Annotated in this window: 23 protein-coding genes; 18 read left to right on the forward strand and 5 right to left on the reverse strand. The window is 70.4% G+C overall.

All coding sequences use genetic code 11. The annotated features are described in order from the left end of the window. Positions 1–55: 55 nt before the first annotated feature. Positions 56–1,129: a LacI family DNA-binding transcriptional regulator gene (locus AC07PU_RS22760; RefSeq protein ID WP_495320745.1), complete on the forward strand. Its 1,074-nt coding sequence runs from the start codon at positions 56–58 to the stop codon at positions 1,127–1,129. A gap of 64 nt (positions 1,130–1,193) precedes the next feature. Next, positions 1,194–1,631 (forward strand): hypothetical protein, encoded by a 438-nt coding sequence (locus tag AC07PU_RS22765; protein ID WP_495320747.1) that lies wholly within the window; start codon positions 1,194–1,196, stop codon positions 1,629–1,631. A gap of 6 nt (positions 1,632–1,637) precedes the next feature. Here the strand turns inward: AC07PU_RS22765 and AC07PU_RS22770 are convergent, their stop codons facing one another. Beyond that, positions 1,638–2,567 (reverse strand): LysR family transcriptional regulator, encoded by a 930-nt coding sequence (locus AC07PU_RS22770; protein WP_093340459.1) that lies wholly within the window; start codon positions 2,565–2,567, stop codon positions 1,638–1,640. Positions 2,568–2,681: 114 nt separating this feature from the next. On the opposite strand from AC07PU_RS22770, the gene AC07PU_RS22775 reads away from it, so the two are divergent. The 10 genes from AC07PU_RS22775 to AC07PU_RS22820 all read left to right on the forward strand — a co-directional run bounded on the left by AC07PU_RS22775 (position 2,682) and on the right by AC07PU_RS22820 (position 14,894). Further along, positions 2,682–3,899: a PQQ-dependent sugar dehydrogenase gene (locus AC07PU_RS22775; RefSeq protein ID WP_172705586.1), complete on the forward strand. Its 1,218-nt coding sequence runs from the start codon at positions 2,682–2,684 to the stop codon at positions 3,897–3,899. A 10-nt stretch (positions 3,900–3,909) separates the two neighbouring features. Continuing rightward, positions 3,910–4,575: a c-type cytochrome gene (locus tag AC07PU_RS22780; RefSeq protein ID WP_495320750.1), complete on the forward strand. Its 666-nt coding sequence runs from the start codon at positions 3,910–3,912 to the stop codon at positions 4,573–4,575. Positions 4,576–4,681: 106 nt separating this feature from the next. Next, complete coding sequence (locus tag AC07PU_RS22785) at positions 4,682–6,850, forward strand: thiamine pyrophosphate-dependent enzyme (protein ID WP_495320752.1); 2,169 nt, start codon at positions 4,682–4,684, stop codon at positions 6,848–6,850. Between the two features lie 13 nt (positions 6,851–6,863). After that, positions 6,864–8,507, forward strand: coding sequence for an indolepyruvate oxidoreductase subunit beta family protein (locus AC07PU_RS22790; RefSeq protein WP_495320754.1), 1,644 nt, complete (start codon positions 6,864–6,866; stop codon positions 8,505–8,507). A gap of 38 nt (positions 8,508–8,545) precedes the next feature. Continuing rightward, on the forward strand, positions 8,546–9,538 hold the full coding sequence (locus AC07PU_RS22795) for a Bug family tripartite tricarboxylate transporter substrate binding protein (protein WP_495320756.1): 993 nt from the start codon (positions 8,546–8,548) through the stop codon (positions 9,536–9,538). A gap of 87 nt (positions 9,539–9,625) precedes the next feature. Next, positions 9,626–10,663 carry a TRAP transporter substrate-binding protein gene (locus AC07PU_RS22800; protein ID WP_495320758.1) on the forward strand — a complete coding sequence of 346 codons (1,038 nt, stop codon included), beginning with the start codon at positions 9,626–9,628 and terminating at the stop codon, positions 10,661–10,663. 5 nt (positions 10,664–10,668) lie between these two features. After that, positions 10,669–11,193, forward strand: a complete 525-nt coding sequence (locus AC07PU_RS22805) for a TRAP transporter small permease (protein ID WP_495320760.1) — start codon at positions 10,669–10,671, stop codon at positions 11,191–11,193. Continuing rightward, positions 11,190–12,491, forward strand: a complete 1,302-nt coding sequence (locus tag AC07PU_RS22810) for a TRAP transporter large permease (protein ID WP_495320762.1) — start codon at positions 11,190–11,192, stop codon at positions 12,489–12,491. The genes AC07PU_RS22805 and AC07PU_RS22810 overlap by 4 nt, the downstream gene beginning before the upstream one ends. Positions 12,492–12,514: 23 nt before the next feature. Then, the gene (locus tag AC07PU_RS22815) at positions 12,515–12,931 is read left to right on the forward strand and encodes an acyl-CoA thioesterase (RefSeq protein ID WP_495320764.1); all 417 of its coding nucleotides are present in this window, start codon (positions 12,515–12,517) and stop codon (positions 12,929–12,931) included. A 112-nt stretch (positions 12,932–13,043) separates the two neighbouring features. Further along, positions 13,044–14,894, forward strand: coding sequence for an alkaline phosphatase D family protein (locus tag AC07PU_RS22820; RefSeq protein WP_495320765.1), 1,851 nt, complete (start codon positions 13,044–13,046; stop codon positions 14,892–14,894). A gap of 102 nt (positions 14,895–14,996) precedes the next feature. Here the strand turns inward: AC07PU_RS22820 and AC07PU_RS22825 are convergent, their stop codons facing one another. Together AC07PU_RS22825 and AC07PU_RS22830 are read right to left on the reverse strand one after the other, a co-directional pair. Then, a complete protein-coding gene (locus tag AC07PU_RS22825; RefSeq protein ID WP_093340474.1) occupies positions 14,997–15,347 on the reverse strand; it encodes a hypothetical protein in 351 nt (116 codons plus the stop codon). Positions 15,348–15,454: 107 nt separating this feature from the next. Further along, a complete protein-coding gene (locus AC07PU_RS22830) occupies positions 15,455–15,928 on the reverse strand; it encodes a low molecular weight protein-tyrosine-phosphatase (protein WP_495320767.1) in 474 nt (157 codons plus the stop codon). Positions 15,929–16,157: 229 nt separating this feature from the next. Here AC07PU_RS22830 and AC07PU_RS22835 point away from each other — a divergent pair, with 229 nt between their 5' ends. From AC07PU_RS22835 to AC07PU_RS22860, 6 genes are all read left to right on the forward strand, one after another. Next, entirely contained in the window at positions 16,158–16,451 is a 294-nt protein-coding gene (locus AC07PU_RS22835) for a HigA family addiction module antitoxin (protein ID WP_495320769.1), read from the forward strand. Between the two features lie 411 nt (positions 16,452–16,862). Continuing rightward, entirely contained in the window at positions 16,863–17,081 is a 219-nt protein-coding gene (locus AC07PU_RS22840) for a hypothetical protein (protein WP_208512677.1), read from the forward strand. 270 nt (positions 17,082–17,351) lie between these two features. Continuing rightward, complete coding sequence (locus AC07PU_RS22845) at positions 17,352–18,128, forward strand: PA4824 family protein (RefSeq protein ID WP_495320770.1); 777 nt, start codon at positions 17,352–17,354, stop codon at positions 18,126–18,128. A gap of 84 nt (positions 18,129–18,212) precedes the next feature. Continuing rightward, positions 18,213–20,945, forward strand: coding sequence for a magnesium-translocating P-type ATPase (gene mgtA / locus AC07PU_RS22850; RefSeq protein WP_495320771.1), 2,733 nt, complete (start codon positions 18,213–18,215; stop codon positions 20,943–20,945). Positions 20,946–21,035: 90 nt separating this feature from the next. Beyond that, entirely contained in the window at positions 21,036–21,752 is a 717-nt protein-coding gene (locus tag AC07PU_RS22855; protein WP_093340486.1) for an MgtC/SapB family protein, read from the forward strand. A 71-nt stretch (positions 21,753–21,823) separates the two neighbouring features. Continuing rightward, positions 21,824–22,474, forward strand: a complete 651-nt coding sequence (locus AC07PU_RS22860; protein ID WP_495320773.1) for an NIF family HAD-type phosphatase — start codon at positions 21,824–21,826, stop codon at positions 22,472–22,474. Positions 22,475–22,633: 159 nt separating this feature from the next. Here the strand turns inward: AC07PU_RS22860 and AC07PU_RS22865 are convergent, their stop codons facing one another. Then, entirely contained in the window at positions 22,634–24,079 is a 1,446-nt protein-coding gene (locus AC07PU_RS22865) for an NAD-dependent succinate-semialdehyde dehydrogenase (RefSeq protein ID WP_208512674.1), read from the reverse strand. Between the two features lie 268 nt (positions 24,080–24,347). Then, the gene (locus AC07PU_RS22870; RefSeq protein ID WP_495320774.1) at positions 24,348–25,703 is read right to left on the reverse strand and encodes a glycerate kinase type-2 family protein; all 1,356 of its coding nucleotides are present in this window, start codon (positions 25,701–25,703) and stop codon (positions 24,348–24,350) included. Positions 25,704–25,767: the final 64 nt, after the last annotated feature.

The raw sequence follows: 25,767 nt of genomic DNA on the forward strand, positions 1-25,767 counted from the left end.
GAAGATATAGGCCTCACCCTGTACCGTCAAACTACGGCTTGATGGTTTTTGATGTATGCGGGTTAACCCTTCAAACAAATCCTCCGCGCCGGCCGATGGCACCGCGGCACGCGCCACCGTTGCCGACATCGCGCGCACCGCGCAGGTCTCGACCGCCACCGTCGACCGCGTGCTCAACAAGCGCCCCGGCGTGCGCGACGCCACCGTGCAGCGCGTGCTCAAGGCCGCCGCCGAGCTCGGCTACCTGCCCGAGCGCGACCTCTATGCGGCACTGGCGCCGCGGCCGCTGCGCCTGGTGTTCCTGCTGCCCAGCGGCACCAACCGCTTCATCCGCATGCTCGGGGACATGGTCGGCTACGCGCAGGAGCACTGGGCGCCGTTCAACGTGGTGTGCCGCACCGAGCTCACCGAGAGCTTCAACCCCGAGGCGCTGGCCGCCGCGCTGCTGCGCCTGGGCGGGCGCTGCGACGGCATCGCGATGATGGCGCTCGAGCATCCGGCCGTGCGCGAGGCCGTGGCCGCGCTGGCCGCGCGCGGCGTGCCGGTGGTGACGCTGATCTCGGACCTCGCGAACTCGCAGCGCGCGGCCTACATCGGGCTGGACAACCGCGCCGCCGGCCGCACCGCGGGCTACCTCATCGGCCGCTTCATCGGAGCGCGCGCCGCCAAGGTCGCGCTGATCGCGGGCAGCCTGCGCTACAGCGCGCACCAGGAGCGCGAGGCCGGCTTCCTGCAGGTGATCGACGAGATGTTCGAGCCGCTGCAGGTGGTGGGCCTGCGCGAGGGCCAGGACGATGCCGACAAGAACTACCGCCAGACCCGCGCCCTGCTCGAGCAGCATCCCGAACTCGCGGGCATCTACAACATCGGCGGCGCCTCCGACGGCGTGGCGCGCGCGCTCAAGGAAGCGCAGCGCGACCAGAAGGTGGCCTTCATCGGCCACGGCCTCACGCCCGACACGCGCGCGCTGCTGATCGACGGCAGCATGGACGCGGTGATCACGCAGAGCCCGCATGCGACCCTGATGAGCTGCGTGCGCATCTTCACCAACCTGCGCGAGGGGCGCGACGTGCTCAGCGGGGTGGAGACGACGCGCAGCGTGGTGATCTTTCGCGAGAACCTGCCTTGAGACCTGCCCTGAGGCACGGGGGTATTCGCGGCTGATGGAAACTAGGCCCTCTGAGAGCCCATCGATGCCGCAAGCCCCGTCCCCACGCCCCTGCTACGCGATCAAGACCGAGGTCGCCGACCCGCGCGCCACGCGCTTCGAATTCGCGGCCCAGAAGACCATGTACGGCGGCAAGCAGATCGCGCCCGGCGACACGGTGTTCGTGTTCGCGAGCGAGAACGCGGGCGGCGCCGGCCTGGTCGCGATGGGCATCGTGACCGCGGCCGAGGCGCTGCCGCTGCTGCCCGACCTCGAGCGGCAGACGCCGCGCGTGAGCATCGCGGTGCGGCGCACCGCGCTCGCCAACGCCCCGCTCGGGCGGCGCGAGCTCAAGCCCCATGCCGACTGGAACGACGGCCGGCCCGAGACCGAGCTCAACTTCAAGTTCTACCGCCAGGCCACCGACAAGATCGTCGGCATCTCCGACGCCGCGGCGGACTACCTGCGCGCGTTCTTTCGCTGAGCCGGCTCAGCGCTCGGCGCGGCCCGCGCGTTCGGCGAACAGCTCCGCGATCACCTGCCGCAGCCAGCGGTTCGCGGGGTCGGCCTCGAAGCGCTTGCTCCAGTGCAGCGACACCGTGAAGTCGCGCAGCGGAAAGGCCGGCTCGACGATCGCGTAGCCGCCCTCCTGCGCGAAGCCGCGCGCGATGTTGCGCGGCATCACCACCGCGAGGTCGGTGGCGCGCACGATCGCCGGCAGCACCATGAAGTGCTCGGTGGTCAGGCGCACGCGGTCCTCGAGGTTCAGCAGCTGCAGGATGCGCAGGGTCTCGGCATGGGTGCGCACCGCCACGTACTCGAGCGTCTGCAGCGCCTCGATCAGCGCCTGGCTGGTGCGCCGGCCGCGCGCGAACGGATGGCCCTTGCGCAGCAGCACGATGTAGCGGTCCTTCAGCAGGTGCAGGCGCTGCGTGTCGCGCACCTTGGGCAGGAAGCCGAAGGCGAAGTCGACGCGGCCGCTGTCGAGCGCGGGCGCGATCTCGCCGGGCGCGAGCGGCAGCGTCTCCATGCGCACGCCGGGCGCGAGCTCGCCGAGCCGCGCCATCAGCGCGGGCAGGAAGCGGCCCTCGCCGATGTCGCTCATGTGAATACGAAAGACCTTGCGCGAGGCTTGCGGCTCGAAGCGCGCGGGCTCGTGCAGCGCCTCCTCGAGCAGCGCGAGCGCGGCCTGCACGGCGGCCGCGAGGCGCTCGGCGCGCGGCGTGGGCGCCACGCCGCCGGGGGCGCGCGTGAACAGCGCATCTTTCAGCAGCAGCCGCAGCCGGCCCAGGCCGTGGCTGGCCGCGGGCTGGGTCAGGCCCAGCGACTCGGCGGCACGGCTCACGCTGCGCGCGCGGTAGACGGCATCGAAGAGACGCAGCAGGTTGAGGTCTATGGTTTCAATATGCATGCCGTTCATATCGCTTAGCTCGCTTATTTTATTGAAGCCGGGCCGCAAGCTCCGCACACTGGCGCCCGGCGTGAATTCGCCGCCCCCGACGAAAGCGCCACCACAACGAGAAGGAGACACGACATGGCCAGACTGCGCCCGCATTCGATGTCAGCGGTGCTCGCGACCCTTGCAACCTCCCTGCTCCTCGCGGCCGGCGCCGCCTGGGCCCAGCAGCCGCCCACCGAGGAACCCGGCTGGGCCAAGGGCCGGCCCAAGAACGACGCGGCCACGCGGCTGGCGCCCGTGCCTTCGTTTCCCATCCCGACCGCGGCCGACCAGTTGCCCACCGCCAAGTTCAAGCTGCCGCCGGGCTTCAAGGTCGAGACCTGGGCCTCGGGCGTGCTCGATGCGCGCTCGCTGCGCCAGGGCGCCAAGGGCACGGTGTTCGTGAGCACGCTGTTCGTCGGCAACAAGGTCTATGCGATTGCCGAGAAGGGCGACCGCAAGCCGAAGACCATCGTCGACAAGACCGAGTTCGCCACCGGCATCGAATTCCACAAGGGCGCGCTCTACCTCGCCACGCACAAGCAGATCCAGCGCTACGACGGCATCGAGGACAAGCTCGACAACCCCGGCCAGCCGGTGGTGCTCTACGACAAGCTGCCCGGCGGCCAGGACCACAGCTGGCGCTACCTGCGCATCCGCGACGAGAAGCTCTACTACGCGGTCGGCGCGCCCTGCAACCTCTGCGAGCCCGACGACGCGCATGCGCGCATCTTCCGCATGAACCTCGACGGCAGCGGCATCGAGACCATCGCGCGCGGCGTGCGCAACACGGTGGGCTTCGACTTCGATCCGAAGACCGGCAACCTCTGGTTCACCGACAACGGGCGCGACTGGCTCTCCGAGGACCTGCCCAACGACGAGCTCAACGTGGTGACCAAGGCCGACCAGCACTTCGGCTACCCGTACTGCCACCAGGGCAACATCCTCGATTCGGAATTCGGCTGGGGCAAGAGCTGCGCCGATTACGCCAAGCCCGCCGCGCTGCTGGGCCCGCACGCCGCGGCGCTGGGCATGACCTTCTATCAAGGAAAGATGTTCCCGGCCAAGTACCGCGGCGCGATGTTCATCGCACGCCACGGCCCCTGGAACCGCACCACCAAGTACGCCGACATCGCCGTGGCCTGGCCCGACGGCAAGGGCGGCGCGAAGGTCGAGCCCTTCATGACCGGCTTCGTCGAGAACAACACCTACCTGGGCCGGCCGGTGGACTTCCTGGTGCTCAAGGACGGCTCGATGCTGGTGAGCGACGACCACGCGGGTGCGATCTACCGCATCAGCTACGGCGGCAAGTGAGGCGCGCCGGATGACGAGGCACACGGCGATGGCGGCGATGGCGATGCTGTGGGCGCTGGCCCTGCCCGCGTTCGCGCAGGCGACCAAGGGCGCGCAGCCCAAGGCCGCGCCGGCGGCGGCATCGGGCGCCAAGGTCTATGCCGAACGCTACGCCGCGCTGTGCGCCGCCTGCCACGGTGCCGACGGCCGCAGCGAGATGCAGGGCGTGCCCTCGCTCGCGGGCCAGCATTCGTTCTACGCGATCACGCAGCTGTTCCTGTTCCGCGAAGGCCGGCGCGCCAACGAGGCCATGACCGCGGTCGCGAAGACGATGAAGGACGAGGACCTGCGCGGCTTCTCCGACTTCATCGCGACGCTGCCCGCGCTGGCACCGGCCGCCGCCGCCGCGCCGCCCGACGCGGCGCGCATGGCACGCGGCCAGGCGCTCGCGCAGGAGAACCGCTGCGTGATCTGCCACGGCGCCGACTTGAGCGGCGGCCAGCAGGTGCCGCGCATCGCGCACCAGCGCGAGGAATACCTCGCGCTCACGCTGCAGGAGTTCCGCAGCGGCAAGCGCCCGGGCTACACGCAGGCGATGGGCGAGGCCGTGGGCCGCATGGCGAGCGAGGACCTCGACACCCTCGCCTACTACGTGGCGCGTTTGCCCACCGCACCGCCCAAGCCCGGCGGCAAGTAGCGCCGCCTCCAGCAACGAACAACGCCGGCCCGCACCCGGCGCGGGGACGCCTGCGTCCGCGCATTCCTTCATCCATCCACGCATCAACCCACCGGAGCCGATTCTTTTGGAAGTCTCATTCAGCAAGGAAGTCGAGGCGCTGCGCCTCGGCGAGGGCGACACCTTTCACGGCGAGGGCATCCTCGCGATCACCAAGGGCCTGCTGCAGTCGGGCGTGGCCTATGTCGGGGGCTACCAGGGCGCGCCGGTGTCGCACCTGCTCGACGTGATGGTGCAGGCCAAGGGCTACATGGACGAGCTCGGCGTGCACGTGGAGGCCTGCTCGAACGAGGCCTCGGCCGCGGCCATGCTCGGCGCCTCGATCCACTATCCGCTGCGCGGTGCCGTGACCTGGAAGTCCATCGTCGGCACCAACGTGGCGGCCGACGCGCTGTCGAACCTGTCCTCGCCCGGCGTGACCGGCGGCGTGCTGATCGTGGTCGGCGAGGACTACGGCGAAGGCGCCAGCGTGATCCAGGAGCGCACCCATGCCTATGCGCTCAAGTCGAGCATGTGCCTGCTCGACCCGCGGCCCGACCTGGCCGTGATGGTGCGCATGGTCGAGCAGGGCTTCCAGCTCTCGGAGACCTCGAACATGCCCTGCCTGATGGAGCTGCGCATCCGCACCTGCCACGTGCGCGGCAGCTTCGCGTGCAAGGACAACCTCGCGCCCGCCGTGTCGACGCGCGCGCTCATGACCGACCCCGCGGGCTTCGACTACATGCGGCTCGCCCATCCGCCCGTGACCTTCCGCCACGAGAAGCTCAAGGGCGACGAGCGCATTCCCGCCGCGCGCCGCCACATCGTGGCCCAGGGGCTCAACGAGCTGATGCCGGGCGGGCGCCATGCCGAGCTCGGCATCGTGGTGCAGGGCGGCCTGTACAACGCGCTGATCCGCGGCCTGCAGCAGCAGGGACTGGCCGATGCCTTCGGCGAGAGCGAGATCCCGATCCTGGTGCTCAACGTCACCTATCCGCTGGTGCCCGAGCAGCTGGCCGACTTCTGCCTCGGCAAACGCGCGGTGCTCGTGGTGGAGGAAGGCCAGCCCGAGTACATCGAGCAGGACATCGCGACCCTGCTGCGCCGCCGCGACATCCAGACGCCGCTGCACGGCAAGGACCTGCTGCCCTCGGCCGGCGAGTACGGTGTGGAGGTGCTCTCGGGCGGGCTCGCCGCCTTCGTCGCGAAGTACGTCGGCGAGGGCGAGACGGCCGCATCGGCGCTGTCGGCCCAGGCCTGGCTGGCCGGCAACCGCGAGCGCCGCGAGGCGGTGGCGCGCCGCCTCGACGTGCCGCTGCCGAACCGGCCGCCGAGCTTCTGCGTGGGCTGTCCCGAGCGGCCGGTGTTCTCGGCCCTCAAGCTCGCGCAGCAGACCACGGGGCCGGTGCACATCGCGGCCGACATCGGCTGCCATGCCTTCGGCACCTTCGAACCCTTCTCGATGGGCCACTCGATCCTCGGCTACGGCATGAGCCTCGCGAGCCGCGCGGGCGTGTCGCCGATGATGAACCGGCGCACGCTGTCGATCATGGGCGACGGCGGCTTCTGGCACAACGGCCTGCTGACCGGCGTGCAGAGCGCGCTGTTCAACGGCGACGACGCGGTGCTGCTGATCTTCAAGAACGGCTACACCTCGGCCACCGGCACGCAGGACATCATCTCCACGCCCGACGACGAGGTGAAGGAGCGCGCCGTCGACAAGCAGCAGAGCCTGGTCGACAAGAACCAGACCATCGAATCCACGCTCAAGGGCCTGGGCGTGCAATGGATGCGCACCGTGACCACCTACGACGTGGAGCGCATGCGCCGCACCCTGACCGAGGCGCTGACCAGCGACTTCGACGGCCTCAAGGTGGTGATCGCCGAGGGCGAATGCCAGCTCGAGCGGCAGCGCCGCATCAAGCCCTGGATCGCGGGCCTGCTGCAGCGCGGCGAGCGCGTGGTGCGCGTGAAGTACGGCGTGGACGAGGACGTGTGCAACGGCGACCATGCCTGCATCCGGCTCTCGGGCTGCCCCACGCTCACCTTGAAGGACAACCCCGATCCGCTCAAGCTCGACCCGGTGGCGACCGTGATCGACGGCTGCGTGGGCTGCGGCCTGTGCGGCGCCAACGCGCACGCGGCCACGCTGTGCCCGAGCTTCTACCGCGCCGAGGTGGTGCAGAACCCGAAGTGGCACGAGCGGCTGCTGCATGGCCTGCGCGGCGCGGTGGTGCGCGCGCTGCGCCCGGCTTGAGGAGACACGAGCCATGGAACGACATTCCTCCCCGGCGTCCACGCAGCGCCCGATCACCCTGCTCGTCTGCGCCCTTGGCGGCGAAGGCGGCGGCGTGCTCACCGAATGGCTGGTGGAGACCGCGCGCCACGCGGGCTTCGCCGCGCAGAGCACCTCGATCCCCGGCGTGGCGCAGCGCACCGGCGCCACCACCTACTACATCGAGGTGTTCCCGGTGCCGCTCGCGCAACTCGGCGGGCGCCGGCCCGTCTTCAGCCTGAGCCCGGTGCCGGGCGCGCTCGATGCGATCGTGTCGTCGGAGCTGCTCGAGACCACGCGCCAGATCGGCAACGGCATGAGCGCGCCGCCGCGCACGCTGGTCATCAGCTCGTCGGCGCGCGTGCTCACCACCGCCGAGCGCATGGTGCCCGGCGACGGACGCGCCGACGCGCAGCGCCTGATCGACGTGGTCAAGGCCTTCAGCCGCGAGCACCATGTGCTCGACATGGGCGCGATGGCGCGCGAGGCCGGCACCGTGGTCAGCGCCGTGATGCTCGGCGCGATCGCGGGCAGCGGGCTGTTCCCGTTCGAGCGCGCGGCCTACGAGCACGCGGTGCGCGGCGGCGTCGCGCACGACAAGGTCGGCAAGGCGGCCGCGGCCAGCCTGCGCGGCTTCGCGGCCGCCTTCGAGGCCGTGAGCGCGCCGCGCGCGCAGGCCGCCTTCGTGCGCGGCGTGCTGGCCGAGGAAGGCCGCGATGCGCCGCCGCCCGCGCGCGCGCTGCCCGCCGAGCTGGCGCAGCGCTTTCCGCCGGCCGTGCACGACCTGCTGGCGCTCGGCCATGCGCGCGTGCTCGACTACCAGGACGCGGCCTATGCCGCGCTCTATGCGCAGCGGCTGGCGCGCGTGCTCGATGCCGAGCGCGCGGCCGATCCGGCCGGCGCGCGCGGCTTCGCCATCGTGCGCGAGACCGCGCGCTGGCTCGCGCTGTGGATGGCCTTCGACGACATCGTGCGCGTGGCCGCGCTCAAGGGCCGTGCCAGCCGCGCGCAGCGCGTGCGCCGGGAAGTGCGCGCGGGCGAGGCCGACATCGTGAAGGTCTACGACCACTTCAAGCCCGGCGCGGCCGAGTTCGCGGCGCTGCTGCCGAGCGCGCTCGCGCGCCGCGTGACGGCCTGGGACCGCGCGCGCCAGGCGCGCGGCCGCGAGCCCTGGGCACTGCCGCTGCAGGTGGGCAGCCATGCCGTCTGGGGCATGGCCTCGCTGCGCCTGCTGGCCTCGCTGCGCTGGCTGCGCCGCCGCGGCAGCCGCTTCGCGGAGGAACAGGCGCTGATCGAGCGCTGGCTCGCGGCCATCGAGGCCGGCGCGCGCGAGAACTGGGTGCTGGGCCGCGAGCTCGCGCTGTGCGGCCGGCTCATCAAGGGCTACGGCAGCACCAACGAGCGCGGCAAGCACACGCTGCTGCACCTGGTCGGCGAACTCGCGGGCCGCACGGCGATGCCCGCGCCGGCACGCGCCGAAGCCATCGCCGCCGCGCGCGAGGCCGCGCTGGCCGACGAAGGCGGCAAGGCGCTAGATGCCGCGCTCGCGCAGCACGGCGCGGCGCCGCGGCCGGTGCAGGCGCAGCCCATCCGCTGGATGAAGCGGCCGCCGGCCGCCACGCCCTCGCGCCCCGCCTGAGCCTCATCGCATCCCCAAAAAGAAACCGGAGACACACCATGACCCTCGACGCTTTCCCATGGCGACGCCGGCTGCTGCTGGCCACCGCCCTCGCCTCCCTCGCCGGCGCCCCGGCATGGGCCAACACCGCCACCGCCTGGCCCGCCAAGCCGGTCAAGGTGATCGTCAACTTCCCGCCCGGCGGCGCGGCCGACCAGATCGCGCGCGCCGTCGCGCAGCCGCTGCAGGAGGCGCTCAAGCAGCCGGTGGTGATCGAGAACCGCGGCGGCGCCAATGGCAACCTCGGCGGCGAAGCCGTGGCGCGCGCGCCGGCCGACGGCTACACGCTGCTGATGAGCTCGGGCGGCATGGTGTCGGTGAACCCGCACCTCTATGCGCGCATGAGCTTCGATCCGGCCAAGGACCTGGTGCCGGTGGCGGCCGCGGCGCGGGTGCTGGTGTTCCTGGTCGCCAAGCCCTCGCTGCCGCCGGCCAACGTGCGCGACTTCATCGCCTATGCCAAGGCCAACCCCGGCAAGCTCAGCTACGCCTCGCCGGGCAGCGGCAGCTCGCCGCACCTCGCGGGCGAGATGTTCAAGAGCCAGGCCGGCCTGTTCGCGCTGCACGTGCCCTACCGCGGCGCCGCGCCCGCGCTGCAGGACCTGCTGGCGGGCCAGGTCGACTACGCCTTCGATCCCGGCATCGGCCTGCAGCAGGTGCGCGCGGGCAAGCTGCGCCTGCTGGCCGTGGGCAGCCCGCAGCGCTCGCCGCTGTTCCCCGACGTGCCCACGCTCGACGAGGCCGGCCTGCGCGGCTTCGACGCCGACACCGTGTTCGGCTTCTACGCGCCGGCCGGCACGCCGCCCGAGGTGGTGGCGCAGCTCAATGCGCAGATCAACCGCGCGCTCGCGCTGCCAGCCGTGAAGGAACGCATCGCCTCGCTGGGCGGCGAGGCCGTGCCCGGCACGCCGGCCGAGTTCCAGCAGCGCGCCGCGGCCGATTCGCAGCGCTTCGGCGCGCTGATCCGCGAACGCCGCATCGCGGCGGATTGAACCGGGAGCGCGCACCCGGACCTCGAGACCTTGCCCGATCCCTTGCTCACTGAATCCACAACACGCAGAACGAAAGAGAGACAAGCCATGCAGACTTCCTTCCATCGCCGCCCCGGCGCCCTCGCGCTCACGCTGGCACTCGCGGCCTCGGCCATGGTCCCCGCGCTCGCGCAGGACAAGCCGGTGCAGATCAAGCTGTCGAGCTGGGTGCCCGCGCAGCATCCGCTGAACCCGGCCCTGCAGGCCTGGGCCGACGACATCAAGAAGGCCTCGAACGGCTCGATCACCGCGATCCTCTTTCCCTCGGAGCAGCTGGGCAAGGCCTTCGACCACTACGACATGGCGCGCGACGGCATCGCCGACTTCTCTTACGTGAACCCCGGCTACCAGCCGGGCCGCTTCCCGGTGATGGCCGGTGCCTCGCTGCCCTTCCTGTTCGCCAACGGCAAGGAGGGCTCGGCCGCCATCGACGACTGGTACCGCGCCTATGCCGCCAAGGAAATGAAGGACGTGAAGTACTGCTTCGCCTTCGTGCACGACCCCGGCACTTTCCACTCGCGCAAGAAGATCGTGCTACCCGCCGACGTGAAGGGCATGAAGGTGCGGCCCGCGACCAGCACCGTGGGCCAGCTCATCACCTCGCTGGGGGGCACCAACGTGCAGGCCTCGGCACCCGAGTCGCGCGACATGCTCGAGCGCGGCGTGGCCGATGCCATCACCTTCCCCTGGGGATCGATCGGCCTTTTCGGCATCGACAAGGTGGTCAAGTACCACATGGACGTGCCGCTGTACGTCACGCCCTTCGTCTGGGTCATGAACAAGGGCAAGTACGACGCGATGTCGGCCGGCCAGAAGAAGGTGATCGACGACCACTGCACCAGCGAATGGGCGCAGAAGGTGGCCGCGCCCTGGGCCGACTTCGAGTTCGCGGGCCGCGCCAGGATCGCGGGCCAGTCGGGCCACGAGGTCTACAAGCTCACGGCCGAGCAGCTCGATGCCTGGCGCAAGGCGGCCGCGCCGTCGGAGGCGCAGTGGTCCGAGAGCGTGAAGAAGACGGGCGAGGATCCGAAGGCCGTGATGGACGCGCTGAAGGCGAGCCTGGCGAAGCACAAGTCGGCGCTGTGACAGCCATGAGCACGCGTCCGGCCAGTGCCATGGACCGCGTGATCAACACGATCGAATGGCTGGCCGCCATCTTCGTGGGGATCGTCGCGCTCAACATCTTCGTGGCCGTGGTGCTGCGCAAGTTCTTCGACACCTCGATCCCCGACGCCTACGACTTCGGCCGCATGCTGCTCGGGATCCTGATCTTCTGGGGCATCGCGGCCACCAGCTACCGCGGCGGCCACATCACGGTCGACCTGGTCTGGACCGCGGCCGGTCCGCGCATGCGCCGCGCGATCGACATCTTCGCCACCCTGGTGCTGCTGCTGGTGGTGGCGGTGCAGACCGCGATGCTGTTCGACAAGGTGCGGCTCACCTACACCGACAACGTGCTGACCTACGACATGAACATCCCGACCTGGCCGTTCTATGCCGTGGCCTGGGCCGGCGACGTGTCGGCCGTGATCCTGATCGCGGTGCGCACCTGGCGGCTGATCTTCCATCCCGAACTGCTGCACGACGAGCACGCCGAAGAGAAGGTGAGCGAATGAGCACCGATGCCGTCGCCCTGCTGGGCTTCGTCGCCCTGTTCGTGCTGATGCTGCTGCGCGTGCCCGTGGGCATGGCGATGGGGCTGGTCGGCGTCACCGGCTACAGCTACCTCGTGGGGCCCGGCCCCGCGCTCAAGCTGGTGGGCCAGACCTCGATGCGCACCGTGACCGACTACACCTTCGGCGTGATCCCGATGTTCATGCTGATGGGCGCGCTGGTCTCGGTGTCGGGCGTGAGCCGCGAGCTGTTCCGCGCCGCCAACTCGATGATCGGCCACCTGCGCGGCGGCCTCGGCGTGGCCACGGTGGTGGCCTGCGGCGGCTTCGCGGCGATCTGCGGCTCCTCGGTCGCCACGGCCGCCACCTTCTCGTCGGTGGCCTATCCCGAGATGCGGCGCTTCGGCTATCCGCAGTCCTTCGCCACCGGCGTGATCGCCGCGGGCGGCACGCTGGGCGCGATGCTGCCGCCGTCGACCGTGCTCGCGGTCTACGCCATCCTCACGCAGCAGGACATCGGCAAGCTGTTCATGGCCGGCATCGTGCCGGGCCTGCTCGCGATGCTGATGTACGTGCTGACCATCGTGGTCATCGTGCGCGTGAAGCCCGGCTGGCTGCCGCGCGGCGAGGCGCGGGCCTGGAGCGAGCGCGCGGCCGAGCTCAAGAACGTGTGGGCACCGATCGTGCTGTTCCTGTTCGTGATCGGCGGGCTGTACGGCGGCTTCTTCACGCCCACCGAGGCCGGCGGCGTGGGCGCGAGCGGCGCCTTCATCCTCGGCGTGCTGCGCGGCCGGCTCGACCGCGCGAAGATCCGCGAGGCCCTGCTGTCGGCCACGCGCACGGCGGCGGCGGTGTTCACCGTGCTGATCGGCGCGCTCTTGTTCGGCTACTTCCTCACCATCACGCAGAGCCCGCAGAAGCTCACCGAGTTCCTCACCGGCCTGGGCGTGGGCCGCTACGGCGTGCTCGCGCTGATCATGGTGATGTACCTGGTGCTCGGCTGCCTGATGGACGCGATGGCGATGATCATCCTCACGGTGCCGATCATCTACCCGGTGATCGTGCACCTGGGCTTCGACCCGATCTGGTTCGGCATCGTCATCGTGATGACGGTGGAGCTCGGGCTGATCCATCCGCCCGTGGGCATGAACGTGTTCGTCATCAAGAGCGTGGTGAAGGACGTGAGCTTCACCACCATCTTCAAGGGCGTGCTGCCCTTCGTGGCGACCGACATCCTGCGGCTGGTGATCCTGATCGCGTTCCCCGCGATCGCGCTGTGGCTGCCCGGGCGCATGGGATGAAGGCAGCAAGCAGAATCGAGCGCATGAGCAACAAGGAAATCGTCTACACCGTCCGCGTCGAATTCGGCGACTGCGACCCCGCCGGCATCGTCTGGTTCCCGAACTTCTTCCGCTGGATCGACGCGGCCTCGCGCCACTTCTTCCACCAGTGCGGCGTGCCGCGCTGGGAGGAGACCACGAAGACGCTCGGCGTGATCGGCACGCCGCTGGTCGACACGCACACGCGCTTCGTCAAGACCGCGAGCTACGGCGACACGCTCGAGATCGCGACGCGCATCGCCGAGTGGCGCGAGAAGAGCTTCGTGCAGGCCTACCGCGTGACCCGCGGCGCGGACCCGATCCTCGAATGCGAGGAGGTGCGCATCTTCGGCGGCAAGCGCGAGGACGGCAGCCTGCGCGCGCTGCCGGTGCCGCCGTCGATCCGCGCGCTCTGCGAATAGCGCGGCGCCGGGGCCGCGAGGGGCGGCGGGCGGCTTTCATCGCGGTGTCATGGCGCTCGCGCAGATTCGTGCGCGCCCCGCCATCGACCCCACACGCGAAAAGAAATCCCCCATGGAAAGACGTTCCTTCCTGCGCCGCGGCCTGTTCTACACGGTCGCCGCCGCCACCCCTCCCGTGTTGAGCGCCTGCGGCGGTGGAGGCAGCGACGGGATCGTGTTCCCGATCGTGCCGCCGCCCGCTCCCGCGCCGGCACCGCCGCCACCCGCGCCCGAACCCGCGGGCCGCTATGCCTTCGGGCAGGGCGTGGCCTCGGGCGACCCGAAGGACACCAGCATCGTCTTCTGGACCCGCTGCGTGCGCACCGGCACCGCCGCCAACAGCGCGGCCATCGCGCTGCGGCTCGAGGTGTCGGACACCTCGGGCTTCGGCAACCTGGTGGCGAAAGTCGCGCTCGAGGCCTCGGACCGCTTCGACCGCACCGTGCGCGCCAAGGTCACGGGCCTTGCGCCCGACACGCGCTACTTCTTCCGCTTCGTCGCGGGCAGCGACGTCAGCGCCACCGGCCGCACGCGCACCGCGCCGGCCGCCGACAGCCAGCGCCAGCAGCTGCGCTTCGCCTGGTTCACCTGCCAGGACTGGCTGATCAACCACTGGGGCGCGCTCGACCTGCTGGCGGCCGAGGACGACCTCGACTTCACGGTGCACGTGGGCGACTACGTCTACGAGACCGTGGGCGCGAAGTTCCAGGCCGGCGTGGCCGAGCCCGCGCACCAGGCGATCCAGCTGCCCAACGGCGTGGCGCTGGCCGACGGCAGCGTCTATGCCAACACGGTCGACGACTACCGCACGCTCTACCGCACCTACCGCGGCGACGCGCGGCTGCAGGCGGTGCATGCGAAGTTCCCGCTGATCGCGATCTGGGACGACCACGAGTTCTCGGACGACTGCTGGCAGGACCACCAGACCTACACCAACGCCAACACCCAGCAGACCGCGCGCCGCCGCGGCGCGAGCCAGGCCTGGGCCGAGTACATGCCGGTGGACTTCGGCGATGTCTCCTTCGACATGGGGAACCCGGCCTACGACAACATCAAGATCTACCGCGACTTCCACTTCGGCCCGCTGCTGCACCTGGTGATGACCGACGAGCGGCTGTACCGCGACGACCACGTGATCTCCGAGGCGCTGGTCGCGCAGCAGACGGGCGGCGATCCGGTCGACGGCAACAGCTCGATCGGCTCGCGCTACTTCGCGCCGCAGACGACGCTGCTGGCGCTCGAGGCGATGCGCACGCAGCAGCTCGGCCGCGCGCCGAGCATCCTCGGCCCGACGCAGACCGACTGGTGGAAGAACACGCTGAAGAACTCGAACGCCACCTGGAAGGTCTGGGGCAACGAGGTCTCGCTGAGCCGCATGTGGGTGGACCTGACGCAGATGGCGCCGCCACCCTTCAACCAGCGCTACGTCGTCAACTGCGACGCCTGGGACGGCTACCCGAGCCACAAGGCCGACCTGATGGGCTACCTGAAGGCGCAGAACATCCGCAACGTGGTGGCGATCACGGGCGACCTGCACGCCTTCCAGTGCGGCCTGATCCGCGACCTGCCCGATCCCGTGGCCGGCACGCCGGTGCTGGTCGATTTCGTCTGCGCGGGCGTCAGCAGTTCCTCGTTCTACAGCTACATCAAGGCCGGCTCGCAGGGCACGCCGCTCACCGCGCTGACCGCCACGCCCGCGGCCTTCGAGCAGGTCATGCGCGGCAACAACCCCGACCTGCTGTTCTCCGACCACGACGCGCAGGGCTATGCGAGCGCGACGGTCACGGCGCAGGCCTTCACCGTCGTCTTCAACAAGGTCAAGCCGCTCGACGCGGGCAAGGTGCCCGCGAGCCCGCTGCTCAAGCGCACGCGGATCCGCGTGAATGCCGGCAGCACCACGCCGGTGATCGAGGACAACGTCTGAGCGAGGGGGCTAGGGCCTGTTCACACTATTCAAGGGGTCGCGTTGCCCCGCAAAGGGGCTGGATGCAAGGCGCCCGCGCGCAGCAAGGCGTGTGAACAGGCCCTAACGCGCCCAGTAGTCGCCCACGCCGAGCACCGCGCCGTTGCGGTCGACGGTGCAGATCGCGCGGCGGCCGTCGCTGCCGCTCGTGAGTTCCACCTCGTAGACCCCGCTGTCGACGCGGCGCGAGCCACCGAGCACGATGGTCTGCCAGGGCCGCGCGAAGTGGACCGAGCCGGCCTGCACGCAGCCCATGTTCGAGATCGCCGGGGCCGTGCCGGCGCGGCCGGGCGGCGGCGCGCCGTAGGTGCCCGGCGGGCGGCTGTAGGGGGTTTCGCAGCCCGCGAGCAGCACGGCGATGCCGGCGCAGGCGACGAGCCAGCCGCGCGGGCGACGATGGGTCTGGTGATTCATGCCTCGACTCCTCTTGAACGGTTGCTCCGACCGCGGCCATTGTGCGGGCTGGGGCCCGGTCATGTAACCATGCCGAGGATCGCCGCCGCGCGTGGCACCCTGAAGACTCAGGCCCGGTCCGGGGCCGCCAGCTTCGCGAGCAGGCCGTCGACGCCGCGCTCGATCAGGTCGAAGGCCTCGACGAAGGCCTGCCGGTCGCCGTACCAGGGATCGGGCACGTCGCCCGAGAGCCCGTCGGCGAAGTCGGTCAGCAGATGGATCTTGTGCGCCGTGCCCGCGGGCGCGAGGCGGCGCAAGGCCGCGCAGTGCTGGCCGGTCATGCCGACGATGGTGTCGAAGCGCTCGAAGTCCGAGGTCCGCACCTGCCGCGCGCGATGCGCGGGCATCTCGATGCCGCGCCGCCGCGCCTCGGCCACCGAACGCGGATCGGGCGGATTGCCGCGCTCCTCGTCGGAGATCGCGGCGCTGTCGACCTCGAGCGCGAGCTGCGCGGCGCGGGCCTTGTGGGCGAGCAGGGCGTGGGCGGTGGGGGAGCGGCAGATGTTGCCGGTGCAGATGAACAGAATGGCTGGCTTCTTCAACGGAGATCCCTACTTGGTAATTCTTCGAGGCGTAACTTTCGCAAGCCGCTGGCGGTTCAAAGCCTATACAAATCGACAGGGGATCATTTGGTCTTGACGCACCGCTCGCCGTTGGCCTTGCCCAAGACCAGTCACGCCGCTCGAGTCGTCGACTATCCCTGAATTCGCGACCGGCCTCGCCGTTTGATGAGGCTCTGTTTCAACCTCATCTGCTACGCAGGAAGACACCATGACGCGCCAAGTTCCCTACCCGCACCCCGGCGAGATCCTCGCCGCGGAATTCCTGGAGCCGATGGGCATCACCGCCTACCGTCTCGCCAAGGCGATCCACGTGCCGCAGACGCGCGTGACCGCCATCCTCGCCGGCACCCGCGGCATCACGGCCGATACCGGTCTGCGCCTGGCACGTGCATTCGGCGTGAGCGACGAGTTCTGGATGAACCTTCAGCGCGACTATGACGCCGCGCAGGCGCGCGATGCGCTCGGGGATGAGCTGAACGAGATCGAGCCCTTGACCGCTTGATGGAGCGTACCGACTTAACGCAGCCTGACCACCACACGGGCGCGCGCCGCATCGAGGCGCCATCGCAACACTGTGGCCTTAAAACCCTGCATCGAACGCTGAAACGCGCATTTCGGGTTGCCCCCGCGATGACGCAGTGCAACAATCCCGCATCTTCACTTCGGAGCCTCGTGCGTGGACAGTGCCAGTTGGATCAGTGACCAGACGCGTGCCGTGGCATGCGCGGCACACCCGGCTCCGTAGCGCAGGCTTCTTGCGCGCCGCGGCCGACGTGCCCGCGGCGTGATGCCTGCCCTTCCCGGCAGGCTCTCCCTCCCCCGACATCCGTTTCGTCACTGGCGTCTCTTTGCCAGCCAGCGTGGTCCATGCCACGAGGTCCTCTCGCCCGTCACGGGTCGAAGGAGCCTTGTCATGCGTCAACTCGTTCTACATCGCCAGCCCCTGCATCGTGGCCACGCCGCCACGCATGACGCCGACCCGCGCGCCGCGTCGGCGCGCCAGCCCGCGGCCGACATGCTGCAGCCCGAGGCCGACCAGGAGCTCGACAAGTCCGCTTCGTTCTGGAGCACGCGACGCATCCGCTGCTTCCTGCTGCTGGTGCCGGGCCAACGCAAGCCGGAGCGTTCGTAGCGCCTGTCCACCGACGCGTCGCCCCGACCGTTGCATTCGAACGAAGCACCGCGCCTTCATCCACCCATCGCCAAGGAGGCCACCATGGACCCAGACCCTCGCTGGCGCCGCTGCGCGCCTCCCCTGCCTGACCGCGCCACGCGCCGGTCGGCCTTCATCGCCATGAACCATCCGCGGCACACCGAGCCGCGAAGGACCGTCACCTCCGGCTGACCCGCGGGAGGCTCTCCTTCGCGCGCCCCGTTGCGCGCCTCGCCAGGAGAACCTCGAATGAACCGCCAACGCCTGCGGCCCGCCACCCGGACCGCCCTCCTCGTCCGCCGCGCCCCGCGCCGCACACGCCCCTCGCTGCGCCAGCGCGCCGCACGCCTGCACGCCTGGACGGCGGCATACCTCTGCGGCCTCGCGGTCACGCAGACGCATGCCGCCGGCGGGCACCACGCGGTCGACGATGCCGCGATCCTCGATCCCGGCCAATGCCAGATCGAGACCTGGGCCGATCGCCGCGATGGCGAACGCAGCGGGTACGCGCCGATGCACCTCGGACCCGCCTGCCGCATCGGCCCGGTCGAGCTCGGCCTGAACCTCGAGCGCGAACGCGGCAGCGAGGGCCGCACGGTGCGCGCGGGCCCGCAGCTCAAGTGGGCCCACGCACTGAGCGACGACCTCGGCGTGGGCCTGCTGGTGGCCGCGGCCTGGGAGCGTTCGCCCGAGCGCGGCGCGCTGCGCTACACGGGCGCCAGCGTGGTGGTCCCGCTGACCTGGCAGATCGCCGAGGACTGGCGCGCCCACTTCAACCTGGGCCGCGACCTGCATCGCGCACAGCCCAGTCGCAGCCACTCGGGCCTGGCGCTCGAATGGACGGCCTCGCAGCAACTCGGCTTCGTGGCCGAGCGCTTCCGTGAAGGCGGCGCCAGCGCCTGGCGCGCGGGCCTGCGCTGGACGCCGACCGACACGCTGAGCATCGACCTGAGCCGCGCCCACGGGCTGCGCGCCGACCGGCCCGGCTGGTGGACCCTGGGCATGACCTGGGCCTTCCGGCGCTGAACGCCAAGCCACCGCAACACGAGAAAACCCAACGGCCTTCGAAGGCCACGCGCCGCGCCCGTCACGCGGCGAAGGAGAACAACAATGAAGAACGTCCTGAAGTCCTTTTTCGAAAGCTTCCTGCGCAGCCGCCGCATGCTGCATCACTTCGAGCGCTGGCAGACGCTGCTGGGCTCGAAGCCCGTGGGCATCGCCTCGGCCGCGATGCCGCCCGAGATCGCGAAGGCGCTGAGCGCCGCCTCGCTGGCCGATGCCGACGACATGCTGGCGCAGCTCGACAGCTCGCCGCAGGGCCTGAGCGAGGAACACGCCACGGCGCTGCGCAAGCGCCTGGGCGGCAACGAGGTGAACCACGAGAAGCCGCTGCCGTGGTGGACCCACCTGTGGCAGTGCTACCGCAATCCCTTCAACCTGCTGCTGACCGTGCTCGCGTTGGTCTCCTACGTCACCGAGGACATGAAGGCCGCGGTGGTGATCGGCAGCATGGTGGTGCTGTCGACGGTGCTGCGCTTCCTGCAGGAGTCGCGCTCGAACAAGGCGGCCGACGAGCTCAAGGCGATGGTCAGCAACACCTCGACCGTGCTGCGGCCCGTGGAAGGCTCGGACGGCGCGCTGCGCATCGAGGTGCCGATGCGCGACCTGGTGCCCGGCGACCTGATCGCGCTGTCGGCCGGCGACATGATCCCGGCCGACTGCCGGCTGCTCTCGGCCAAGGACCTGTTCATCAGCCAGTCGGCGCTGACCGGCGAGGCGATGCCGGTCGAGAAGTTCGCCAGCGTGCCCGCCACCGGCGGCACGAGCGGCGTGCTCGAGCGCGACAACCTGCTGTTCATGGGCACCAACGTGATCAGCGGCACCGCGACCGCGCTGATCGTGCACACCGGCGCGCGCACCTTCTTCGGCGCGCTGGCGCAGCGCGTGAGCGCCACCGACCGCGGCACCACGGCCTTCCAGGCCGGCATCAACCGCGTGAGCTGGGTGCTGATCCGCTTCATGCTGGTGATGGCGCCGCTGGTGCTGGTGATCAACGGCGTGACCAAGGGCGACTGGTGGGAGGCGGCGCTGTTCGCGCTGTCGATCGCGGTCGGCCTCACGCCCGAGATGCTGCCGATGATCGTGACCGCCACGCTCGCCAAGGGCGCGGTCGTGATGTCGCGCCAGAAGGTGATCGTCAAGCGCCTCGAGGCGATCCACAACTTCGGCGCCATGGACGTGCTGTGCACCGACAAGACCGGCACGCTGACGCAGGACCGCATCGTGCTCGAGCGCCACACCAACGCCTGGGGCGAGGGCTCCGACCATGTGCTGCAGCTGGCCTACCTCAACAGCTTCCACCAGACCGGCCTGAAGAACCTGCTCGACAAGGCGGTGCTGAGCCATGCCCAGATGCAGCTCGACACCCGGCTGCAGACCGACTGGCGCAAGGTCGACGAGGTGCCTTTCGACTTCTCGCGCCGCCGCATGTCGGTGGTCGTCGCAGGCAGCGACGCGGCCCAGGAACACCTGCTGATCTGCAAGGGCGCGCTCGAGGAAGTGCTGGCCGTGTGCAGCGCGGTCGAGCGCGGTGCCGAGGTGCTCGCGCTCGACGCGGAAGTGCTCGCGCGCATCCACGCCGTGGCCTCGGAGCTCAATGCCCAGGGCTTGCGCGTGGTGGCCGTGGCCAGCCGCGTGCTGCGCGGCGATGCGCGCCGCGCCGCCTACGGCGTGGCCGACGAGACCGAGCTCACGCTGCTCGGCTACGTGGCCTTCCTCGATCCGCCGAAGGAATCGACCGCGCCCGCGCTGCGCGCGCTGGCCGAGCACGGCGTGGCGGTGAAGGTGCTGACCGGCGACAACGAGCTGGTGACGCGCAAGGTCTGCGGCGACGTCGGCATCGAGGCCGGCCGCATGGTGCTGGGCCACGAGGTCGAGCGCATGAACGAGGCCGAGCTGCGCCGGATCGTCGAGCAGCGCCAGGTCTTCGCCAAGCTCACGCCCGCGCACAAGGAGCGCATCGTGCAGGCGCTGCATGCCAACGGCCACGTGGTCGGCTTCATGGGCGACGGCATCAACGACGCGCCCGCGCTGCGTGCCGCCGACATCGGCATCTCGGTCGACGGCGCGGTGGACGTGGCCAAGGAATCGGCCGACATCATCCTGCTCGAGAAGAGCCTGATGGTGCTCGAGCAGGGCGTGGTGGAGGGCCGCCGCACCTTCGCAAACATGCTCAAGTACATCAAGCTCACCGCGAGCTCGAACTTCGGCAACGTGTTCTCGGTGCTGGTGGCGAGCGCCTTCCTGCCCTTCCTGCCGATGCTGCCGCTGCACCTGCTGGTGCAGAACCTGCTGTACGACGTGTCGCAGATTGCGATCCCCTTCGACAACGTCGACGAGGAGTTCCTGCGCAAGCCGCAGAGCTGGAACCCGGGCGATCTGGGCCGCTTCATGGTGTTCTTCGGGCCGCTGAGCTCGGTGTTCGACATCCTGACCTATGTCGTGATGTGGTACGTGTTCGCCGCCAACTCGCCCGAGCACCAGACCCTGTTCCAGTCGGGCTGGTTCGTCGAGGGCCTGCTGTCGCAGACGCTGATCGTGCACCTGATCCGCACGCGCCGCATCCCGTTCCTGCAAAGCCGCGCGGCCTGGCCGCTGCTGATCATGGGCGCGGCGATCGCGGCCGTGGGCATCTGGCTGCCGATGGGCCCGGTGGCGCACTACTTCAAGCTCGAGGCGCTGCCGCTCGGCTACTTCCCGTGGCTGCTGCTGATGCTCGGCGGCTATGCGGCGCTGGTGCAGGCGGTCAAGGGCTGGTACGCGCGGCGCTACGGCTGGCAATGAGCCGGTGACTACAACGGTGACGACAGGAGGGAGCGGCGGCTGTCACATGCCGCCGCTACCCTGGTTCACGACCGACAAGGAGGAGATCGCATGGAAGCGGTACAGAACTTCAACCTGCCCTCGCTGCTCGACACCCTGCTGAGCGTGTTCACGGCCTTCGTGCTGGGCTCGCTGATCGGCTTCGAGCGCCAGGTGCGCCAGCGCACCGCCGGGCTGCGCACCAACACGCTGGTGGCCGTGGGCGCGGCCGTGTTCGTCGACATGGCCAACCGCCTGCACGGCCACGACGGCGCGGTGCACGTGGCGGCCTACGTGGTCTCGGGCATCGGCTTTCTCGGTGCGGGCGCGATCATGAAGGAAGGCGCCAACATCACGGGCCTCAACACCGCGGCCACGCTGTGGGGATCGGCGGCCGTGGGCGCCTGCGCGGGCGCCGACCTGATCGGCGAGGCCGTGATCGCCGCGCTGTTCGTGCTCGCGAGCAACACGCTGCTGCGGCCCGTGGTCAACCGCATCAACCGGCAGCCGGTGAAGGAGGAGTCGGGCGAGGCCAGCTACACGGTGCGCGTGATCTGCACGCGCGCCTCGCGGCCCGAGGTGATGGACCAGGTGCTGCTGCTGCTCGAAGCCGCCAACTACCCGGTGCGCGACGTCGACCAGCATGCCTTCGGCGCCACCGACACCGAGATCGAGGCCACGCTCTATGCGACCGCGGTCGAGGCCGAGGAGCTCGACCGGGTGGTCGCGGAGCTCGAGGCGCTGGAGGGCGTGCAGCAGGCGTTCTGGAACGCGAGCGCGGAGGACTGAACGCGCCCCGGTCGCCGCAAAGCGCAGCGAACGCACTATCCTGTGCGCTCACGCCGCTCCCCAGGACCGCCATGGACAGCCTGCCGCTCCCCGATGCCGCCTCGACCGACCGCCACGCGGCCGCGGTGCGCGCGGGCTCGACACCCGGCGCATCGAAGCTGCTGGTGCTGGACCTCGACGAGACCTTGATCCACGCGCGGGAGACACCGCTCGACCACCCGGAAGACTTCCGGGCGGTGGGCTACCACGTCTACCTGCGGCCGCATCTCGCGGCCTTCCTGGCCCGGATGCTCGAGCGCTTCGAGGTCGGCGTGTGGACCGCCTCGGGCGAGATCTACGCCGCCCAGGTCGTGGAGCGGATCTTCCCGCCCGGCCAGCCGGCCTTCCTCTGGTCGAGCAAGCGCTGCACCACCACGCGCGACTGGATCACGGGTGGCTACCAGACCGTGAAGAACCTGCAGAAGCTCAAGTCGCGCGGCTATCCGCTCGAATCGATCATCGCCGTGGACGACACGCCCGCGAAGTACGCGCGCAGCTACGGCAACCTGGTCACGGTGCGCGAGTTCCTCGGCGAGCGCGACGACGCCGAGCTGCCGCTGCTGGCGCAGTACCTGGTGCAGCTGGCCGATGTGCCGAACGTGCGCGCGGTCGAGAAACGCAACTGGCGCGGGCACGTCGGGTTCGATGCGACTTCGCGTGCGTCACTGGATGGCCATGGCTGAGTCATCGAAGGCACCGAGGTGACGCACGGCACCAAGTACGCGCTGCGCTCCGACGTGATGTTTCTCTGACGATTTCCCATGCGCGGCGCGCCATGAAAAAAGCGGCATCGCCTTCCAGCGATGCCGCCCTCTTCAAGACAGCGAGTCGAAGCGTCCCGCTCAGACGCCGAGGATCGACACCGCCTTGGTGTTGAGGTAGGCCTCGAGCGCTTCCGGGCCGCCTTCCGAGCCGTAGCCCGAATCCTTCACGCCACCGAACGGCATCTCGGGCGACGGGGTCGCGGGCTGGTTGACCCACAGCATGCCGAGTTCGAGCTTCTGGCTCAGCAGGTGCGCGTTCTTGATCGACTTGGTGAACGCGTAGCCGGCCAGGCCGAAGGGCAGGCGGTTGGATTCGGCGATGGCCTCGTCCAGCGTGTCGAAGCCGCGGATGGCGGCGATCGGGCCGAAGGGCTCGTTGTTGAAGACGTCGGCGTCCAGCGGCACGTCGGTCAGCACGGTGGGGGCGAAGAAGTTGCCGGCATCGCCGACGCGCTCGCCGCCGGTGGCGATGGTCGCGCCCTTCTTGCGGGCGTCGTCGAGCACGTGCGCCATGGCCGTGAGGCGGCGCGCATTGGCCAGCGGGCCCAGGGTGGTGCCTTCGGCCAGGCCGTCGCCGAGCTTCAGGCCTTCGGCGTGCTTGACCATGGCCTTGGCGAATTCCTCGCGGATGCTGTTGTGCACCAGGAAGCGGGTCGGCGAGATGCAGACCTGGCCCGCGTTGCGGAACTTGGCGGCACCGGCGGCCTTGGCGGCCAGCGCGACGTCGGCGTCCTCGGCCACGATCACCGGGGCGTGGCCGCCCAGTTCCATGGTCACGCGCTTCATGTGCTGGCCGGCCAGGCCGGCGAGCTGCTTGCCCACGGGGGTCGAGCCCGTGAAGGTGACCTTGCGGATGATCGGGTGCGGGATCAGGTAGGCCGAGATCTCGGCCGGGTTGCCAAACACCAGGCCGACGGTGCCGGCGGGAATGCCGGCGTCGACGAAGGCCTGCAGCAGGGCGGCGGGCGACGCGGGGGTTTCCTCGGGCGCCTTCACGAGGAAGGAGCAGCCGGTGGCCAGCGCGGCGCCGAGCTTGCGCACGACCTGGTTGATCGGGAAGTTCCAGGGCGTGAAGGCGGCCACGGGGCCCACGGGCTCCTTGATGACCAGCTGCTGCGCCGCGAGGTTGCGCGAGGGCACGATGCGGCCGTAGACGCGGCGGCCTTCGTCGGCGAACCATTCGATGATGTCGGCGGCGGCCAGGGTCTCGCCCTTGGCTTCGGCCAGCGGCTTGCCCTGTTCCTGCGTCAGCAGCTTGGCGATGTCGCCGGCGCGTTCGCGGATCAGGCCGGCGGCGCGGCGCATGACGGCGGCACGCTCATGGGCCGGGGTGTTGCGCCAGGCGTCGAAGCCGCGCTGGGCGGCCGCCAGGGCGCGGTCGAGGTCGGGGATGCCGGCATGCGCCACCTTGCCGATGACCTGGCCCGTGGCCGGGTTCACCACGTCGAGGGTCTTGCGGCTGGCGGCGTCCACCCATTCGTTGTCGATCAGCAGGCGGGTGTCGGTATAGGAGGAGGCGGTCATGGCGAGCTTTTCCTTCGGCAGGGGATGGGGGTGGAAACGGGGAGTTCGGATGGCGGCACGGCGCCCCGAAAGGCGCGTGCGGCTGGGCGGCAGCGGGCTGCCGGGGCGCATAGGTTAACCCGAGTCGGGGATGCGCGCAGGACGGTGCCGCTCCTTCCCCCGCTGGGGGAAGGCCGGGATGGGGGCAGGCGACGCTCGAACGGACGCGTGCGGTGGCGAGGCCCGGCGCCCCCACCCCGGCCCTCCCCCAACGGGGGAGGGAGAAGCCTCAGAGCACCAGCAGCGCCCGGAAGTCGTTGACGTTGGTGTGCGTCGGCCCGGTCACGAACAGGTCGCCGATGGCGTCGAAGTAGCCATAGGCGTCGTTGCGGTCGAGGTGGTCCGAGAGCTTGCGGCCCGCGTTGGCGGCACGCGCCAGGGTGTCGGGCGTGACGTGGGCGCCGGCGTTGTCCTCCACGCCGTCGATGCCGTCGGTGTCGGCCGCCAGCGCCCACACGTCGGCCTGGCCCAGCAGCGCCCCCGCGAGCCCCATGCAGAACTCGCCCGCGCGTCCGCCCCGGCCCTTGGCCTGGCCGGGCTGGCGCGGCCGGATGGTGACGGTGGTCTCGCCGCCCGAGAGGATCACGCAGGGCTTGGCGAACGGCGCGCCGCGCTGGGCCACGGCGCGCGCGAGCGCGGCATGCACCTTGCCGACCTCGCGCGATTCGCCTTCCATCTCGTCGCTGAGGATGTGGGCCTCGATGCCGGCCGCGCGCGCGGCCGCGGCAGCCGCCTCGAGCGACTGCTGCGGCGCCGCGATCATGTGGGTCTCGTGGCCCTGGAACACGGCGTCGCCGGGCTTGGGGGTTTCGAGCGCGCCGCTCTCGAGCTGCGCGCGCACCGGCGCCGGCACCTCGATGCGGTAGCGGTCGAGGATGGCCAGCGCGTCGGCGCAGGTGGTGGCGTCGGGCACGGTGGGGCCGCTCGCGATCACGGCCGGGTCGTCGCCGGGCACGTCGCTGATGGTGAGCGTGACCACGCGCGCCGGCGCGCAGGCCGCCGCGAGTCGGCCGCCCTTGATGCGCGAGAGGTGCTTGCGCACGCAGTTCATCTCGCCGATGTGGGCGCCGCTGTCGAGCAGCTGCTTGTTGATGCGCTGCTTGTCGGCCAGCGTCAGGCCCTCGGCCGGCAGCACCAGCAGCGAGGAGCCGCCGCCCGAGATCAGGCACAGTACGAGGTCGTCGGCGGTCAGCCCTTCGGTCAGCGCGAGGATGCGCTCGGCCGCCTGCTGGCCGGCCGCGTCGGGCACGGGATGCGCGGCCTCGACGATCTCGATGCGGCTGGGCAGCCCCTCGGGCCGCGGCGGGATGTGGTCGTAGCGCGTGACCACCAGGCCTGACAGCGGTGCGTCGGCCGGCCACAGCGCCTCGAGCGCCTGCACCATCGAACCGCCGGCCTTGCCGGCACCGAGCACCAGCGTGCGGCCCTTGGGCGGCTTGGGCAGGTGCGCGCCCAGGGTCGACAGCGGCAGCGCGCGGTCGACCGCGACGCGGTAGAGGTGTTCGAGGAAGGCGCGTGGCGCCTGGCGAGGATCGGGAGCGGTCGCGTCTTGCAGCGAGGGGGGCGTCGAGGTCTTGGCGGTCATGGGTGGCGTTGTCTCCGGGGCCTGCATTTTGCGGCGAACCCGAGTCCGCCCTCTTGACCGCGGT

The organism is Variovorax sp. GW821-FHT10D07, assembly GCF_059415325.1.

What these genes read in the sequence shown, in the direction of transcription:
- AC07PU_RS22760 (WP_495320745.1), top strand. Translation starts at nt 56, where the DNA reads ATGCGGGTTAACCCTTCAAACAAATCCTCCGCGCCGGCCGATGGCACC.
- AC07PU_RS22765 (WP_495320747.1), top strand. Translation starts at nt 1,194, where the DNA reads ATGCCGCAAGCCCCGTCCCCACGCCCCTGCTACGCGATCAAGACCGAG.
- AC07PU_RS22770 (WP_093340459.1), bottom strand. Translation starts at nt 2,567, where the DNA reads ATGAACGGCATGCATATTGAAACCATAGACCTCAACCTGCTGCGTCTC.
- AC07PU_RS22775 (WP_172705586.1), top strand. Translation starts at nt 2,682, where the DNA reads ATGGCCAGACTGCGCCCGCATTCGATGTCAGCGGTGCTCGCGACCCTT.
- AC07PU_RS22780 (WP_495320750.1), top strand. Translation starts at nt 3,910, where the DNA reads ATGACGAGGCACACGGCGATGGCGGCGATGGCGATGCTGTGGGCGCTG.
- AC07PU_RS22790 (WP_495320754.1), top strand. Translation starts at nt 6,864, where the DNA reads ATGGAACGACATTCCTCCCCGGCGTCCACGCAGCGCCCGATCACCCTG.
- AC07PU_RS22795 (WP_495320756.1), top strand. Translation starts at nt 8,546, where the DNA reads ATGACCCTCGACGCTTTCCCATGGCGACGCCGGCTGCTGCTGGCCACC.
- AC07PU_RS22800 (WP_495320758.1), top strand. Translation starts at nt 9,626, where the DNA reads ATGCAGACTTCCTTCCATCGCCGCCCCGGCGCCCTCGCGCTCACGCTG.
- AC07PU_RS22805 (WP_495320760.1), top strand. Translation starts at nt 10,669, where the DNA reads ATGAGCACGCGTCCGGCCAGTGCCATGGACCGCGTGATCAACACGATC.
- AC07PU_RS22810 (WP_495320762.1), top strand. Translation starts at nt 11,190, where the DNA reads ATGAGCACCGATGCCGTCGCCCTGCTGGGCTTCGTCGCCCTGTTCGTG.
- AC07PU_RS22815 (WP_495320764.1), top strand. Translation starts at nt 12,515, where the DNA reads ATGAGCAACAAGGAAATCGTCTACACCGTCCGCGTCGAATTCGGCGAC.
- AC07PU_RS22820 (WP_495320765.1), top strand. Translation starts at nt 13,044, where the DNA reads ATGGAAAGACGTTCCTTCCTGCGCCGCGGCCTGTTCTACACGGTCGCC.
- AC07PU_RS22825 (WP_093340474.1), bottom strand. Translation starts at nt 15,347, where the DNA reads ATGAATCACCAGACCCATCGTCGCCCGCGCGGCTGGCTCGTCGCCTGC.
- AC07PU_RS22835 (WP_495320769.1), top strand. Translation starts at nt 16,158, where the DNA reads ATGACGCGCCAAGTTCCCTACCCGCACCCCGGCGAGATCCTCGCCGCG.
- AC07PU_RS22840 (WP_208512677.1), top strand. Translation starts at nt 16,863, where the DNA reads ATGCGTCAACTCGTTCTACATCGCCAGCCCCTGCATCGTGGCCACGCC.
- AC07PU_RS22845 (WP_495320770.1), top strand. Translation starts at nt 17,352, where the DNA reads ATGAACCGCCAACGCCTGCGGCCCGCCACCCGGACCGCCCTCCTCGTC.
- mgtA (WP_495320771.1), top strand. Translation starts at nt 18,213, where the DNA reads ATGAAGAACGTCCTGAAGTCCTTTTTCGAAAGCTTCCTGCGCAGCCGC.
- AC07PU_RS22855 (WP_093340486.1), top strand. Translation starts at nt 21,036, where the DNA reads ATGGAAGCGGTACAGAACTTCAACCTGCCCTCGCTGCTCGACACCCTG.
- AC07PU_RS22860 (WP_495320773.1), top strand. Translation starts at nt 21,824, where the DNA reads ATGGACAGCCTGCCGCTCCCCGATGCCGCCTCGACCGACCGCCACGCG.
- AC07PU_RS22865 (WP_208512674.1), bottom strand. Translation starts at nt 24,079, where the DNA reads ATGACCGCCTCCTCCTATACCGACACCCGCCTGCTGATCGACAACGAA.
- AC07PU_RS22870 (WP_495320774.1), bottom strand. Translation starts at nt 25,703, where the DNA reads ATGACCGCCAAGACCTCGACGCCCCCCTCGCTGCAAGACGCGACCGCT.